This window comes from Streptomyces sp. NPDC111507 (genome assembly GCF_055638955.1).
Genome location: NZ_JBVKBU010000001.1, coordinates 1,373,608 through 1,388,756, shown reverse-complemented (window position 1 = coordinate 1,388,756; position 15,149 = coordinate 1,373,608). Strand labels below are relative to the sequence as shown.

Here is a 15,149-nt window from a genome sequence, read left to right as displayed (position 1 = left end):
TGCGCCGGGACGAGAAGCGGGGCGGGGTCCTGGCGTTCGATTTAGGTTAGCCTAACCTAAGTCGATCTGCGACCCCGCCCCACCTGTGACTTCTCGTGAACGGTCACTCCTGCTCGCGCAGTTGCTCCTCGGTCAGCCCGCGCCGCCAGTAGCCGACGAAGGTGACCCGCCTGCGGTCGATGCCGCGCTCGCGTACGAGATGACGGCGCATCTCCTTCACGCACCCGGACTCGCCCGCGATCCAGGCGTACGGACTCCCGGCGGCCGGAAGCCGGGCGGCGCGTACCGCGTCGACGGCCGGGGGAGCCCCGTCGTCGCGTACGAGCCAGGTGATCTCCGCCTCGGCGGTGACCGGCAGGTCCTGGACGTCCTCGGCGTGCTGGACCTCCAGCCAGGCGCGGACACGGGTGCCGGCGGGCAGGGACTCGAGGATCGCGGAGGCGGCGGGCAGCGCGGTCTCATCCGCCCACAGGACGACCAGGTCGGTGTCGGCGGGCGGGCGGAAGCGGATCGCCCGGTTGTCCTCGACCGCCGGGCCGAGCAGTACGACGCGGTCACCGGCCGACGCGCGGGAGGCCCACTGGGACGCCGGCCCCGCGGGGACCTCGGCGTCCGGCTCCACACCGTGCAGGACGAAGTCGATGTCGATCTCGCTCGTACGGCCCCGGGCGTCCCGGCGCAGCGCCCGCAGCGTGTACGAGCGCATCACCGCCCGTTCGTCGTCGGGGAGTTCGCGCCAGCCCTGCCACCAGCGGTCGCCCAGTTCATAGGGGACGGCGGGCTCGGTCTGGCCGGGGTGCGGCAGGAAGAGGGAGAGGCTCTGGTCCCGGCCGTGGGAGGCGAAGGCCGGCAGGTCGTCGCCGGCGAAGGTGATCCGGACCAGCGACGGACCGAGCCGCCTCGTCCGTACGACCTGGAGGGAGAAGAAACGGAACGGGGCGGCTACGGCCGTCGTCATAAGTGCTCCTGAGTCATCGTCAGGTGGTCACGTCAGGGGGTGTCAGGCGACCTTCTTGGCCTTCTCGATCGCCTCGGCGAGGTTGTCGAGGAGCGGGGTGCACTTGTCGTACGACACGATCGGCTCGGGGGAGCGGGCGATGACCTGGCCGGCCTTGACCGCGGGCAGCTTCTTCCAGGTGGCCTCGGTGATGTCGGCCGGCTGGATGGTCGCGCTGCGGTCGTCCATGACGATGATGTCCGCGGGGTACTTGTCGACGTTCTCCCAGCTCAGGTTCTCGAACCAGCCACCGCTGGCCTTCAGGGCCTTGGCGGAGGGCTCGACGATGTTCACGCCGAGTGCCTTGAAGTACTCCAGGTCGATGGAGAGGTTCGAGCCGGAGACGTAGAAGATGTCCTGGCTCGCGGAACCGGCGAGGACCTTGATCTCGGGGCGGGCCTTGGCCGCGGTGCGCAGCCGCTCCGCGGCCGTCTCGAACTTCTTCTTGGCCTCGGCGATCTTGGCGGACTTCTCGTCGGCGCCCAGCGACACGGCGAGCGCGAGCATGCGCTGCAACGACACGGGCATCTGCCGGTCGTAGACGGAGATGCCGACGCTCGGGGCGAGCTTGAGGATCTTCGCCTTGGACTCCTCGGGGACGTACCAGAGGGTGCCCGCGGAGTCGAACATGGTGGAGATCAGCACGTCGGGCGCGAGGGCCGCGTACTTCTCGATGTTGAACTGGCCCCACTCGTTGCCGAGGACGGTCAGCTTGCTGACGTCCATGTCGCCGGCCTGGACGTCGGCCTTGCCGTCCTTGGTCGTGGTCGGGCCGAAGACGCCCTTGACCTCGATGCCGTAGTCGTAGAGGGCGGCGGCGACACCGGTGAAGGCGACGATGTTCGCCGGGATCTTGTCCAGCTTCACCGTCGTGCCGCGGTCGTCCTTGAAGGTCCAGGGACCGGACTTGGCGGCGGCGGCCTTCGTCGACTCCGAGCCACCGCTTTTGCCGTCGTCGTCGCCACAGGCGGCGAGGACGGCACCGAGACCGAGGGCGCCGCCGGCGGCGAGGATGCCGCGTCGGGTGAGGTGGGTGGCACGGGCGTTGGACATGTGTGTGGCTGCTTTCGGCACGGGGCGGTAGCGCCCGCCGGACAAGTTCGAAGGTAGGTTAGCCTAACCTCACTAATTGTCCAGAGGGCGGGCGCCCTCCGCCCGAACCTGTGGGCCACCCGTGTGCCGCCCGTGTGCCGGTCGGGCGGTCAGGCCTTGCCCTTGGACACCACCCACTTGCCGTGCACCCAGTTGCCGACGGTCTCGTAGCCGGAACGGAAGGAACCGAGCCGGTTCAGCGTCAGGTTGGCCTCGGCGGTGGACCTGACGGGCGTGTAACTGCCCGCGTCGTCCGCCGGGCCGCCCGTGGTGTTCTCGGCGACGTAGGGGAAGGGGTAGACGGGACGGCCGGCGGTGGTGTTACCGCCGCTGTCCACGGACCTGGTCGTCAGACTGCTCGGCGCCTCGCCCTCGGTGACCCAGTCGGTCATCGCGGTCAACGCGTCGAAGGTGTCCGGGCCCTGGCCGCCGCCGCAGTGCGCGACGCCGGGCAGCAGGAACATGATTCGGTGCTTTCGCGGAGGTGGACCGTCCCCGTGGGAGGGGCGGCGACGTATACCGTCCGGGACGGTAATGGTGCGGCTGCTTCGTTTGGCCCCTTGATCCTGTCGCCCATGGGCTGGTTTGTTGTCCTGTGACAACAGCAGCGGTGCTATGACGAACCCCATTGCCGCAGAGCGGACAGCGGTCGCACTGCGGCAATGGGGTGTGGGGTGGGGGCGGGTCAGGCGCCGGTGCCCGCCTGGAAGGCCGTCAGGTTCGCGGCGGAGGAGACGGGTACCGCGCCGCCTGTCCAGTCCACCTTCAGGGAGACCTTTTCGTCCGGCGGCGTGATCAGGATCCCCGTGGGTGTGGCCTTGCGGGCCCCACTGACCTCGGGGTTGCCGAAGCTCAGTCCCGCCCAGGCGCTCTTGCCCGGCGCCAGCGTGATCTTGGTGGGGCTTCCGGAGCCGCGCTTGGGGTCCGGTCCCAGCTGCTTGCCGGAGCCGTTCACGAAGGCGACGCCCGGGTAGCCGTCGATGGTGCAGGTGCGCCCGGAGAAGTTGGTCACGACAAGGGGGAAGTTCTCCTGCCCGGCGCCCGGGTTGTTCTCGCCGACGTGCCCGCGCAGTTCGGAGGCGTTGCAGCGAGTGCTCGTGGCGCCGCCCCCGGAGACCGACGTGCCGCCGGAGCCCTTCGACGCACCGGTGCCGGTGGAGGTGGCGCCCGTGTTCGGCGTGGTGTCGGCGGTGCTCGAGTCATCACCGGAGGCCTGCTGGCCCGACCCGGATGTCGTCTTCGGAGCGCTGGCGGTGCCTTGACCGTCGTTGCAGGCTGTGAGCAGGCTCAGGGCGGCTACTGCACCGAGCGCGGACACCACACGTCGTGCCGTCAGGAAGGTTGCCATGTCTGTTTACTCCTTGAAACTTACAGCCCGAGACGAGCGTGTGAGCGGCGCCATGTGCCCCGTCATCCCTGTGTGATGCACGCCGGCGCGGAAAAGTTCGCGCGTATCTCCGGATGCTGTAGGGGCGCTCTCCCCGGGCCGTGTCAGCCGGTGACCGCACCGGGTCCAGGACTCGGTCGGTCGCGTCGCCGCCGCCGTCCTGGGGTGGCTGTACGTACTGGAGCACGGCCTGATCAAGGCAGGAAGCACGTCGGCTCCGGCCCCGCATGGCTAGGGCCTGTCCGGCGGATCACGCTGGTGAGCCGCCGCCCGGTTCCTGTGACCTGATCCGCTGGGCAGGCCCTAACGAGGGTCGGCCGACGTCTTGAGGGTCCGTATCAGGGACTTGAGGGCAGCGGGCGTGGTCGTGAGGATGGTTTCCGGTTCGTCGCTTTCGCGGAGGTGGACCGTCCCGGTGGGAGTGGCGGCGACGTAGACGCAGTTCGAGCTGTCGCCGCTGTAGGTGGACTTCTGCCAATGGATGGTCTGCACGGTCGCTCTCTTTCAGGTGTCCCGGATGAGGCGGTGGATGAAGTTGCGTGACTCGGCGGGGCCGAGCGCGCAGGACTCCATGTGATCGAGCACAGAACGGTACTTACTCAACTGTGCCTCCGCGTCCAGGAATCCACAGCCGCCGTGGTGCGTGTCCAACTGGACGGTGTCCAGCTGCGGAACGGGCCCCTCGACGTAGTCGAAGGACTGGCCGGTGCTCGGGAAGTAGTCCGTACCGAAGGGGATCACCCTGACACCGACATGGGCGAGTTCGCCCATGTCGAGCAGGTGCTTGAGCTGCCCACGGGCGACGGCGGGGCCTCCGAAGCCCATGCGGAGGGCCGACTCGTGGATGATCGCCGAGTACGGGGGTGGACTCTCGCGGTGCAGGATGCCCTGGCGCTTGATGCGGTGGGTCAGTCGGTGCTCGATCTCGTACTGCCGCATGGGCGGGACCACGGACCGGAACAGGGCGCGGGCGTGATCAGTGGTCTGCAGGAGCGCCGGGATGTGGAGCACGAGCGCCACGCGCAACCTCATTGCGTGGTGTTCCAGTTCGGCAAGGTCGACCAATGCGGCGGGCAGGTGCTCCTGGTACGTCTCCCACCAGCCGCGCGTTCGCCGCCCAGTCATCGCGGTCAAGGCGTCGACAAGCAGATCGTCCGAGCAGTCGTACGCGCGTGCAATAGAGCGGACGCGGTCGGCGCTGATGGGTGTGCGGCCGGTCTCGATCATGCTGACGCGAGCCTGGTTGACGCCGAGCAGCTCGGCGGCCCCGGTTGCGGTGAGCCCGGCCCGTTCGCGGAGCTTGCGCAGCTCCGCGCCGAATCTCCGCTGCCGCAGGGTGGGGCTGCTGGTGGGCGGCAAAGCCTCTCCTTCCCGGCCGCGGCGCGGCGTTCCTCTCCCTCACACGAGTGAAGGTTGGATTCTTCGCGTAGGAATGGTTAGAGGTATCTAACCGTCTGCTCTACGGTGGTCACGTACCGCCCAACTGCCCGCGCCCCTAAGCCGGAAGCGCACCAACCCAGGCATTGCCGCCGCACGGCGCCGACGTTGAGCGAGCCCAAGCCCCTTCTCTCCTGGAGGTGTTCATGGTCACCGTATCCCCGCCCGATACGTGGGTGTACGCCCTTCGGCTGCCCCCTGACCCCCGCGCCGCACGCGTCGCACGTATGACCGTGCGGGCCGCACTCGACGGGCATGGCATGCGCGAAGTTCTCGACGTGGTCGAGCTGTTGACGTCCGAATTGGTCACCAATGCTTACCGGCACACGAAAGGGCCCGCCTCCCTGCGGTTGACCGCGTTGGGAGGCGGGCGGTTACGGGTGGGAGTGTGGGACAGCAGCCCGTACATCCCCGCGCCCTTCGATCAGTCGCCCGGTCGCCGGGTCGCTTCCGTTCCGGCGGACGCCGACGGTGGGCGCGGGCTGCTGCTCGTACAGGAATGCGCGCACTCGTGGGGCGGCTGGGCGCTCGGCGACGACCTCCTGGGGCGGGGTGCCGGGAAGCTGCTGTGGTTCGAGGTGGGCGGTGACGGGGCGGCGGCTCGGCGATCCATCGCCACTATCGGCGGATGAACGCCCTCGCGGGACTGTCGGCATGACTTCCCTGCGCGGGCGTTCGTGTTACCGGGCCTCGGCCCAGGCAGGCGCTCAGCCCGTCAGCCCCAGTTCCCTCGCGATCAGCATCCGCTGTACCTCGCTCGTGCCCTCGCCGATCTCCAGGATCTTGGAGTCGCGCCACATGCGGGCCACCGGGTACTCGTTCATGAAGCCGTAGCCGCCGTGGACCTGGGTGGCGTCGCGGGCGTTGTCGACGGCGATGGTGGAGGAGTAGAGCTTGGCGACCGCCGCCTCCTTCTTGAAGGGCTCGCCCGCGACGAGGCGGGACGCGGCGTCGCGCCAGCCGACGCGGGCCATGTGGGCCTTCATCTCCATGTCGGCGATCTTGAACTGGATGGCCTGGTTCGCGCCGATCGGGCGTCCGAACGCGTGCCGCTCCTTGGCGTACTTCACCGACTCGTCGACGCAGCCCTGCGCGAGGCCGGTCGCCAGGGCCGCGATGGCGATGCGGCCCTCGTCCAGGATGCGCAGGAACTGGGCGTAGCCGCGGCCCTCCTCGCCGAGCAGGTTCGCGGCCGGGACGCGGACGTCGGCGAAGGACAGCTCGCGGGTGTCGGAGGCGTTCCAGCCGACCTTCGAGTACGGGGCGGCGACCGTGAAGCCGGGGGTGCCGGACGGGACGATGATCGCGGAGATGAGCGGTTTGCCGTCAGGCCCCCGACCGGTGACGGCGGTGACCGTGACCAGGCCCGTGATGTCCGTGCCGGAGTTGGTGATGAAGCACTTGCTGCCGTTGATGACCCACTCGTTCGTGTCCGGGTCGAGACGGGCCGTCGTGCGGGTCGCGCCCGCGTCCGAGCCGCCGTCCGGCTCCGTCAGACCGAAGGCACCGAGGATCTCGCCGGAGCAGAGGCGGGGGAGCCACTCCCGCTTCTGGGCCTCCGTGCCGAAGAGGTGGATCGGCATCGCGCCGAGCGAGACGCCCGCCTCCAGGGTGATGGCGACGGAGGAGTCCACCCGGGCGAGCTCCTCCAGGGCGATCCCGAGGGCGAGATAGTCGCCGCCCATGCCGCCGTACTCCTCGGGGAAGGGCAGTCCGAACAGGCCCATGCGGCCCATCTCCCGCACGATCTCGTACGGGAACTCGTGCCGCTCGTAGAAGTCGCCGATCTTCGGGGCCACGACGTCGTGGGCGAACTCCTCGACCGTACGGCGGAGTTCTTCGAGTTCGGGGGAGAGACGGTGGTCCAGGGACATGGGGATCATTCCTTGTGGGAGAGGGCTTTGACCGTGCGGGACGGGCTGGGTCGGCCCAGTCGCTCGGCCATCCACACGCTGGTGGCGGTGAGGCGGGCGAGGTCGACACCGGTGTCGATGCCGAGGCCCTGGAGCATCCATACGAGGTCTTCGGTGGCGAGGTTGCCGGTGGCGGACTTGGCGTAGGGGCAGCCGCCGAGGCCTCCCGCGGAGGCGTCGACGGTGGTGACGCCGTGCTGGAGGGCGGCCAGGGTGTTGGCGAGCGCCTGGCCGTAGGTGTCGTGGAAGTGCACACCGAGCGCGCTGGTCGGCACGCCCTCCTCGTTCAGCTCGGCGAGGAGGGTCTGCACATGACCCGGTGTCGCCACGCCGATCGTGTCGCCGAGGCTCAGTTCGTCGCAGCCCATGTCCCTCAGGGCCTTGCAGACGCGTACGACCTGGTGGATGGGTACGGGCCCCTCCCACGGGTCGCCGAAACACATCGAGATATAGCTGCGGACGTGCACCTTGTCCGCCTTGGCCCGGGACACCACCGGCTCGAACATGGCCAGGGACTCGTCGACGGTCCGGTTGAGGTTCGCCTTCGCGAAGGACTCCGTCGCGCTGGCGAACAGGGCGACATGGCGGGCGCCGAGGGCCAGCGCCCGGTCCAGACCCCGTTCGTTGGGTACGAGGACCGGGAGGTGCACCCCCGAGGACCTGCCCAGGTCGCTCACGAGCGGGTACAGCTGCTCCGCGTCCGCCAGCTGGGGCACCCACTTGGGGTGGACGAAGCTGGTGGCCTCGATGGTGGTCAGGCCCGAGTCCGCGAGGCGCCGGACGAACTCGGCCTTCACCTCCGTCGGCACGGTCGCCTTCTCGTTCTGCAGCCCGTCGCGTGCGCCGACCTCGTAGATCCGCACCCGCGCGGGCAGGTCCGGGGCCGGTACGACCATGGGGAGGCCGAGTTCGGGGGTGCTCATGTCGTCTCCTCGTACGGTGTCGTCTCCTCGTACGGCGTGATCACGGCCAGCACCTGGTCCATGGCGACCGTGGTGCCCGGCGTGACGTCCAGCTCGCTGACGGTCCCGGCGTGCGGGGCGGAGATGACGTGCTCCATCTTCATCGCCTCGACCACCAACAGGCTCTGTCCCGCGGTCACTTCGTCGCCCACGGCCACCTTCACGACGGTCACCGTGCCGGGCATGGGCGCGGTGAGCGAGTCCACCCCCGCGTGCGCCGCGCCGGTGAGGGAGGCGGCCACGGGGTCGTGGTCGCGCACGTGCCAGGCGTCACCCTCGCGGCCGAGCCAGTCGCCGGCGCGGTGGAAGGTGTGGCGTACGCCGTCCAGCACCACCGACACCTGGCCGGCGGTGACGGTGCTCGCGCCTCGCGGGTGGTGAGCGACGGGTTCGAGTCCCGGCGCGCGCAGGTGGAACACCACGGGTGCGGGCTCACCGCCCAGGCGCCAACCACTCGGCACCGAGAAGGGGTCGGTCCAGCCGCCCTCCGCCGGGGCCAGCGACGACAGCCGTACCGCGGCAGCGGCGTCGTACACCTCCTCCGGTACGTCGCCGGAACCGGAGAGCAGCTCCTCCGCCTCCCGCTCCACCAACCCGGTGTCCAGGTCCCCCGCCACCACGGCCGGATGGGCCAGCAGCCGTCGCAGGAACCCGGCGTTGGTCTGCACGCCGAGCGTGACCGTCTCCGCGAGGGCGGCACGCAGCTTGCGCAGCGCGGTCGCGCGGTCCGGCCCGTACGCGATGACCTTGGACAGCATCGGGTCGTAGAGCGAACCGACCTCCGTGCCCTCGCTCAGCCCCGAGTCGGTGCGCACTCCGTCGCCCTGCGGCTCGTGCAGGGCGAGCACCGTGCCGCCGGACGGCAGGAAGCCGCGTGCGGGGTCCTCGGCGCAGATGCGTGCCTCCACCGCGTGTCCGGTGAGGGTGATGTCCTCCTGCCCGTACGGCAGTCGCTCGCCCGCGGCGACCCGCAGCTGCCACTCGACCAGGTCGATCCCCGTGACCAGTTCGGTGACCGGGTGCTCCACCTGGAGGCGGGTGTTCATCTCCATGAAGTAGTACGACGACGGGTCGGAGCCGGGGACGATGAACTCGACCGTGCCCGCACCCTCGTACCCGCAGGAGCGGGCCGCCTGGACGGCCGCCTCGCCCATCGCGGCGCGGGTGCCGGCGTCGAGGAGCACGCTCGGCGCCTCTTCGATGATCTTCTGGTGGCGGCGCTGGAGGGAGCACTCGCGCTCGCCCAGGTGGACGACGTTGCCGTGGCCGTCGGCCAGGACCTGGATCTCGATGTGCCGGGGGCGGTCGACCCAGCGCTCGACGAGGAGGGTGTCGTCGCCGAAGGAGGCGCGGGCCTCGCGGCGGGCCGCGGCGATCTCCTCGCCCAGCGCCGACGCGTCCCGCACCAGCCGCATGCCCTTGCCGCCGCCGCCCGCCGACGGCTTGAGCAGCACGGGCATGCCGATCTCCCGTGCGGCCTCGGCCAGCTGAGCGTCCGTAAGGCCGCTGCCGGACGAGCCGGGGACGACCGGGACCCCGGCCGCCTTCACCGTCTCCTTGGCGCGGATCTTGTCGCCCATCAGCGCGATCGCGTCCGCGGGCGGGCCGATGAAGACGAGCCCGGCCTCGGTGCACGCGCGCGCGAACGAGGCGTTCTCGGCGAGGAAGCCGTACCCGGGGTGCACCGCCTGGGCCCCGGTGCGAGCGGCGGCTTCGAGGAGCCGCTCCACCGACAGATAGCTCTCGGCGGCCGGCGCCGGACCGATCCGTACCGCCGTGTCCGCCTCGCGCACATGCCGGGCGTCGGCGTCCGCGTCGGAGAAGACGGCGACCGAGCGCACGCCGAGCGCGCGCAGGGTGCGGATGACGCGTACGGCGATCTCGCCCCGGTTGGCCACAAGGACTGTGTCGAACATCTCGGGCACCCTCATCACATCCGGAAGACGCCGAACTGGGGGTCACCCAGTGGCGCGTTGGCGCAGGCGGTCAGTGCGAGCCCCAGCACCTGCCGGGTCTCCAGCGGGTCGATCACGCCGTCGTCCCAGAGGCGGGCCGTCGCGTAGTAGGCGCTGCCCTGCCGCTCGTACTGGGCGCGGATCGGGGCTTTGAAGGCGTCCTCGTCCTCGGCGGGCCAGGAGTCCCCGCGCGCCTCCAGCTGGTCGCGCTTGACGGTCGCGAGGACGGACGCGGCCTGCTCGCCGCCCATCACGGAGATCTTGGCGCCGGGCCACATCCACAGGAAGCGCGGCGAGTACGCCCGGCCGCACATCGAGTAGTTGCCCGCGCCGTACGAACCGCCGATCACCACGGTCAGCTTGGGCACGCGGGTGCAGGCGACGGCCGTGACCATCTTGGCGCCGTGCTTGGCGATGCCACCGGCCTCGTACTGACGCCCCACCATGAAGCCCGAGATGTTCTGCAGGAACACCAGGGGGATGCCGCGCTGGTCGCACAGCTCGATGAAGTGGGCGCCCTTCTGGGCGGACTCGGAGAACAGGATGCCGTTGTTGGCGACGATCCCGACCGGGTGTCCGTGGATGCGCGCGAAGCCCGTGACCAGGGTCTGCCCGAACTCCGCCTTGAACTCGGCGAAGCGTGAACCGTCCACCACGCGCGCGATGACCTCGCGTACGTCGTAGGGGGTGCGGGAGTCGACGGGCACCGCGCCGTAGAGCCCGTACGGATCCACCTTGGGCTCGACGGACTGCTCGACCGCCCAGGGGAGGGGCCCGCGCGCGGGGAGCGTGGCCGCGATGTTCCGTACGATCCGCAGCGCGTGCGCGTCGTCCTCCGCGAGGTGGTCGGTGACGCCCGACACACGCGCGTGGACCTCGCCGCCGCCCAGCTCCTCGGCGGTGACGACCTCGCCGGTGGCGGCCTTCACCAACGGGGGCCCGCCGAGGAAGATCGTGCCCTGATTGCGCACGATCACGGCCTCGTCGCTCATCGCCGGGACGTACGCGCCGCCGGCCGTGCACGAGCCGAGGACGGCGGCGATCTGCGGGATCCCGGCCCCCGACATCCGCGCCTGGTTGTAGAAGATCCGCCCGAAGTGGTCGCGGTCCGGGAAGACCTCGTCCTGCATGGGCAGGAAGGCGCCTCCGGAGTCGACGAGATAGACACAGGGGAGGCGGTTCTCGAGCGCCACCTCCTGTGCCCGCAGGTGCTTCTTCACGGTCATCGGGTAGTACGTGCCGCCCTTGACGGTGGCGTCATTGGCGACGATCACGCACTCGCGGCCGCTGACCCTGCCGATCCCGGCGATCACCCCCGCGGCCGGTGCCTGCCCGTCGTACATCCCGTGGGCCGCCAGCGGGGCCAGCTCCAGGAAGGGCGAGCCCGGGTCGAGAAGCGTGTCCACGCGCTCGCGCGGGAGCAGCTTCCCGCGCGCGGTGTGGCGCTCCCGGGCCCGCTCACCGCCCCCGAGGCGTGCCTCGGCGAGCTTGGCGCGCAGCTCCTCGCCGAGGGCGCGATGGGCCGCCTCGTTGGCCCGCCAGGCCTCCGACGCGGGATCTGCCGCGCTCGTCAGCTCCGGTGCTTCGTGCATGTCCCGCGGTCCCCTCACCAGTGGTCCACCAGTTAATGAGCGTTAACGCATGTCGTCCAGGTTAACGACCGCTAACCTCCCTGTCTAGAATTGCTTCCATGGCCACGAGAACCGACGCCCCCACCCGACGCGAGCAGATCCTCCGGGAGGCTGCCCGGCTCTTCGCCGAGCGCGGCTTCCACGGCGTCGGGGTGGACGAGATAGGAGCGGCGGTCGGCATCAGCGGCCCCGGTCTGTACCGGCACTTCGCGGGCAAGGACGCGATGCTCGCCGAGCTGCTGGTGGGGATCAGTGGGCAGCTGCTCACCGGCGGCAAGCGCCGGGTGGCGGAGGCCGACGGGGGTGCGGAGGCGGTCCTCGACTCGCTCGTCGAGGGTCACATCGACTTCGCGCTCGACGACCGTCCCCTGATCACCCTGCACGACCGCGAGCTGGACCGCCTGCGGGACAGCGACCGCAAGCTCGTACGACAGCTGCAGCGGCAGTACGTCGAGCTGTGGGTGGAGGTCGTGCGCGAGGTGTATCCGGCCCTCACCGAACCCACCGCCCGCTCGGCGGTGCACTCGGTCTTCGGCCTCCTGAACTCGACACCCCACCTCGGGCGGCCCGGGGCGCTGCCGGGGCGCGGCGTGACGGCGGCCCTGCTGCACCGGATGGCGCGGGGCGCCTTCGCGGCGGCGGCGGGGGACAGCGTTCTTTGATGCGGATCCCTTGATGCGGGTTTTGTGCATATGGGCCTTTATGTGCACGGGCCTCTATGTATACGGGTTTTTATACGAGCGGCGGCTCTGTCTCCTGCGCCATGATGGCGGCCATGAATGGACACATGGCCATGAGCGAACAGGCTTCCGACTGGGTGACCCTCTTCCGCTTCGAGAACGTCCCCGGCTGCCCGCGGCCGGGGCGGCTGATGGCGGTTTGACTGCGTGACCGTGGCATCGACTGGGACCCCTTCGCTGTACGGGATGTACGGATCGACCTCATGTGCGGGGTCCGGTCGGACGGTCACTGGCACGGCACGGTCGTCGTCCGCGTGCGCGCCGACACCCTGCGCAGGCTAGGTCTCCATCCCGATCAGCCGACCTCGGCGCCGGCCGACCCGATGCCGCCCAAGTGGTGGGGGCCATGGGCGCGTTGATCCGTGATCGTGGCCATCTTCGGTCGCGTGCCGGCCGCCGAATACATGGTCGCGGCCTCGGCGATCCTCGCCACAGGCGGTGAGCTGAACGTCTCCATCTCGCTGGTGGACATGACCGCCTGGCTGATACCCAGCGGCACGTTCGGCGAGATGGTCGCCGAGCCCAGTGCCAGGGGGCGCTTCCGGTTCTCGGCGTCGATGAAGCCGGACTCCGAGGACCGCTGGACCCCGTTCCGGTTGATCGCCGTGGAGCTTCCACAGCGCGTCCTCGCCCGGCCGGCCGAGCTGGAACGGGCGTGACGAGCGTCAAGCGGGCGTGACGAGCGTCATGAGGGAGGGCAGCCGATGGCTCTGGACGGCCGTCGTGACCGACGGGTAACCTGGCGTCTGAGCAAGCGCTTAGATTTGGGACCGCAACCATCAATTGAGGTACCCAGACGGCGCGCAACCAGGTACGCGAGAGCGGCGCCGGCTTAGGCGCAAGGAAGGGTGGCGGCGGTGCGCCGTACGGTGTTCAACGAGGACCACGAGGCGTTCCGGGAGACCCTGCGGGCCTTCATAGAGGCCGAGGTCGTTCCCGTCTACGACGAGTGGTTCGCCGCGGGCCAGGCGCCGCGCGACTTCTACTACAAGCTCGCCGAGCTCGGCGTCTTCGGCATCCGCGTGGACGAGGAGTTCGGCGGCGCCGGCATCGACTCGTACAAGTTCGAGGCGGTGATGTACGAGGAGACCGCGCGCGCGGGTGTGCAGTTCGGCGGCTCCGGTGTGCACGTGCTGCTCGGCCTGCCCTACATCAAGATGCTCGCCACCGACGAGCAGAAGAAGCGGTTCCTGCCGAAGTTCGTCTCCGCCGAGGAGATGTGGGCCCTCGCGATGACCGAGCCGGGCACCGGCTCCGACCTCGCGGGCATGAAGACCACCGCCAAGCTCTCCGAGGACGGCACGCACTACGTCCTCAACGGCTCCAAGACCTTCATCACCGGTGGCGTGCACGCCGACCGCGTGATCGTCTGCGCCCGCACCTCCGCGCCCACGGCCGAGGACCGCCGCCACGGCATCTCCCTCTTCGCCGTCGACACCAAGTCCGAGGGCTACTCCATCGGCCGCAAGCTCGACAAGCTGGGCCTGAAGACCTCCGACACCGCCGAGCTGGCGTTCGTCGACGTCAAGGTCCCGGTCGAGGACCTCCTCGGCGAGGAGAACAAGGGCTTCTACTACCTCGGCCACAACCTCGCCTCCGAGCGCTGGGGCATCGCCTTCGGCGCCTACGCGCAGGCCAAGGCCGCCGTCCGGTTCGCCAAGGAGTACGTGCAGGAGCGCACCGTCTTCGGCAAGCCGGTCGCGCACTTCCAGAACACCAAGTTCGAGCTGGCCGCCTGCCAGGCCGAGGTGGACGCCGCCGAGGCCGTCGCCGACCGCGCCCTGGAGGCCCTGGACGCGGGCGAGCTGACCCCGGCCGAGGCCGCGTCGGCCAAGCTGTTCTGCACCGAGGTCGCGCACCGTGTCATCGACCGCTGCCTCCAGCTGCACGGCGGCTACGGCTTCATGAACGAGTACCCGATCGCCCGCCTGTACGCGGACAACCGCGTCAACCGTATCTACGGCGGCACCAGCGAGATCATGAAGTCGATCATCGCGAAGGACATGGGCCTGTAAGGCCCGCGAAAGATCACCGGAAACAACCGCACGATACAACTGACGCATGAGTCAGGCACTTGAGTCCCTGCTCGATCTGCTCGACCTGGAGCGGATCGAGCAGGACATCTTCCGCGGCCAGTCCCGCTCCGCCGTCGTCCCGCGCGTCTTCGGCGGGCAGGTGGCGGCGCAGGCACTGGTGGCCGCCGGGCGCACGGTCCCCGAGGACCGGCACGCGCACTCCCTGCACGCGTACTTCCTGCGTCCGGGGGACCCCGGCGCGCCCATCGTGTACACGGTGGACCGCATCCGCGACGGGCGCTCCTTCACCACCCGCCGCGTCGTCGCCATCCAGCACGGGCAGCCGATCTTCCACCTCTCCGCGTCCTTCCAGACGTACGAGGAGGGCATGGAGCACCAGGCCCCGATGCCGCCCGCGCCCGACCCGGAGACGCTGCCCACGGCCGCCGAACTGCTGCCGCTGTACGCCGATGTCATCAAGGACCCGTTCGTCGTCGAACGGCTCCTCGAAGCGCGCGAGTCCGTCGACCTGCGCTATGTCGACGCGCCTCCGTACGGCACGGTGGGCGAGATCCGCGAACCGCACTCCCAGGTGTGGTTCCGCACCAACGGCAAGCTGGCCGACGATCCCCTCCTCCACGTCGTCCTCGCCACCTACGTCTCCGACATGACGCTCCTCGACTCGATCCTGCTCGCGCACGGGCGCGGCGGCTGGGTGACCGGGGACGTCGTCGGGGCCTCGCTGGACCACGCGATGTGGTTCCACCGCCCCTTCCGCGCCGACGAATGGCTGCTGTACGACCAGGAGTCGCCGTCCGCCTCCGGCGGCCGCGGCCTCGGCCAGGCCCGCATCTACACCCAGGACGGACGGCTCGCCATCTCGGTGATCCAGGAGGGCGTGGTCCGGGTGCCGAGGTGAGCCGCACCGGCGCACGGAAAGTCACGCCTGTGGAGGCGACGTAAGTCCAGACCTCTAATCCCCGTTCCGTTGGAACGTCACGGCGGCGAGCATCGCCCAGC

Annotated in this window: 15 protein-coding genes; 5 read left to right on the top strand and 10 right to left on the bottom strand. The window is 69.9% G+C overall.

Annotation, left to right across the window (positions count from 1 at the left end):
• Positions 1-103: 103 nt before the first annotated feature.
• The 6 genes from ACZ7M2_RS06160 to ACZ7M2_RS06135 all read right to left on the bottom strand — a co-directional run bounded on the left by ACZ7M2_RS06160 (position 104) and on the right by ACZ7M2_RS06135 (position 4,835).
• The gene (locus ACZ7M2_RS06160) at positions 104-958 is read right to left on the bottom strand and encodes a siderophore-interacting protein (RefSeq protein ID WP_471594320.1); all 855 of its coding nucleotides are present in this window, start codon (positions 956-958) and stop codon (positions 104-106) included.
• 42 nt (positions 959-1,000) lie between these two features.
• Complete coding sequence (locus tag ACZ7M2_RS06155; protein ID WP_471594319.1) at positions 1,001-2,050, bottom strand: ABC transporter substrate-binding protein; 1,050 nt, start codon at positions 2,048-2,050, stop codon at positions 1,001-1,003.
• Between the two features lie 149 nt (positions 2,051-2,199).
• Positions 2,200-2,553, bottom strand: coding sequence for a tannase/feruloyl esterase family alpha/beta hydrolase (locus ACZ7M2_RS06150; protein ID WP_471594318.1), 354 nt, complete (start codon positions 2,551-2,553; stop codon positions 2,200-2,202).
• A gap of 221 nt (positions 2,554-2,774) precedes the next feature.
• Positions 2,775-3,437: a DUF4232 domain-containing protein gene (locus tag ACZ7M2_RS06145; RefSeq protein WP_471594317.1), complete on the bottom strand. Its 663-nt coding sequence runs from the start codon at positions 3,435-3,437 to the stop codon at positions 2,775-2,777.
• A 342-nt stretch (positions 3,438-3,779) separates the two neighbouring features.
• The gene (locus ACZ7M2_RS06140; RefSeq protein WP_471594316.1) at positions 3,780-3,968 is read right to left on the bottom strand and encodes a DUF397 domain-containing protein; all 189 of its coding nucleotides are present in this window, start codon (positions 3,966-3,968) and stop codon (positions 3,780-3,782) included.
• Between the two features lie 12 nt (positions 3,969-3,980).
• Complete coding sequence (locus ACZ7M2_RS06135) at positions 3,981-4,835, bottom strand: helix-turn-helix domain-containing protein (protein WP_471594315.1); 855 nt, start codon at positions 4,833-4,835, stop codon at positions 3,981-3,983.
• Positions 4,836-5,059: 224 nt separating this feature from the next.
• Between ACZ7M2_RS06135 and ACZ7M2_RS06130 the strand changes: the two genes are divergently transcribed.
• Complete coding sequence (locus ACZ7M2_RS06130; RefSeq protein WP_471594314.1) at positions 5,060-5,545, top strand: ATP-binding protein; 486 nt, start codon at positions 5,060-5,062, stop codon at positions 5,543-5,545.
• 75 nt (positions 5,546-5,620) lie between these two features.
• On the opposite strand, the gene ACZ7M2_RS06125 is transcribed toward ACZ7M2_RS06130, so the two are convergent.
• Genes ACZ7M2_RS06125 through ACZ7M2_RS06110 form a run of 4 tightly spaced genes read right to left on the bottom strand, consistent with a single transcriptional unit; the run spans position 5,621 to position 11,335 of the window.
• Positions 5,621-6,781: an acyl-CoA dehydrogenase family protein gene (locus ACZ7M2_RS06125; protein ID WP_352047054.1), complete on the bottom strand. Its 1,161-nt coding sequence runs from the start codon at positions 6,779-6,781 to the stop codon at positions 5,621-5,623.
• An 11-nt stretch (positions 6,782-6,792) separates the two neighbouring features.
• Positions 6,793-7,749: a hydroxymethylglutaryl-CoA lyase gene (locus ACZ7M2_RS06120; protein ID WP_471594313.1), complete on the bottom strand. Its 957-nt coding sequence runs from the start codon at positions 7,747-7,749 to the stop codon at positions 6,793-6,795.
• Complete coding sequence (locus ACZ7M2_RS06115; RefSeq protein WP_471594312.1) at positions 7,746-9,704, bottom strand: acetyl/propionyl/methylcrotonyl-CoA carboxylase subunit alpha; 1,959 nt, start codon at positions 9,702-9,704, stop codon at positions 7,746-7,748. Before ACZ7M2_RS06115 ends, ACZ7M2_RS06120 begins: the two co-directional genes overlap by 4 nt.
• Before the next feature lie 14 nt (positions 9,705-9,718).
• Positions 9,719-11,335, bottom strand: a complete 1,617-nt coding sequence (locus tag ACZ7M2_RS06110; RefSeq protein ID WP_352046953.1) for a carboxyl transferase domain-containing protein — start codon at positions 11,333-11,335, stop codon at positions 9,719-9,721.
• Between the two features lie 98 nt (positions 11,336-11,433).
• On the opposite strand from ACZ7M2_RS06110, the gene ACZ7M2_RS06105 reads away from it, so the two are divergent.
• From ACZ7M2_RS06105 to tesB, 4 genes are all read left to right on the top strand, one after another.
• Positions 11,434-12,036, top strand: a complete 603-nt coding sequence (locus ACZ7M2_RS06105) for an SACE_7040 family transcriptional regulator (protein WP_471594311.1) — start codon at positions 11,434-11,436, stop codon at positions 12,034-12,036.
• 464 nt (positions 12,037-12,500) lie between these two features.
• Entirely contained in the window at positions 12,501-12,773 is a 273-nt protein-coding gene (locus ACZ7M2_RS06100) for a hypothetical protein (RefSeq protein WP_471594310.1), read from the top strand.
• A gap of 198 nt (positions 12,774-12,971) precedes the next feature.
• Positions 12,972-14,129, top strand: coding sequence for an acyl-CoA dehydrogenase family protein (locus ACZ7M2_RS06095; protein ID WP_403695715.1), 1,158 nt, complete (start codon positions 12,972-12,974; stop codon positions 14,127-14,129).
• A 46-nt stretch (positions 14,130-14,175) separates the two neighbouring features.
• Positions 14,176-15,048, top strand: coding sequence for an acyl-CoA thioesterase II (gene tesB / locus ACZ7M2_RS06090; protein ID WP_352046951.1), 873 nt, complete (start codon positions 14,176-14,178; stop codon positions 15,046-15,048).
• The last annotated feature ends 101 nt before the right edge of the window (positions 15,049-15,149 follow it).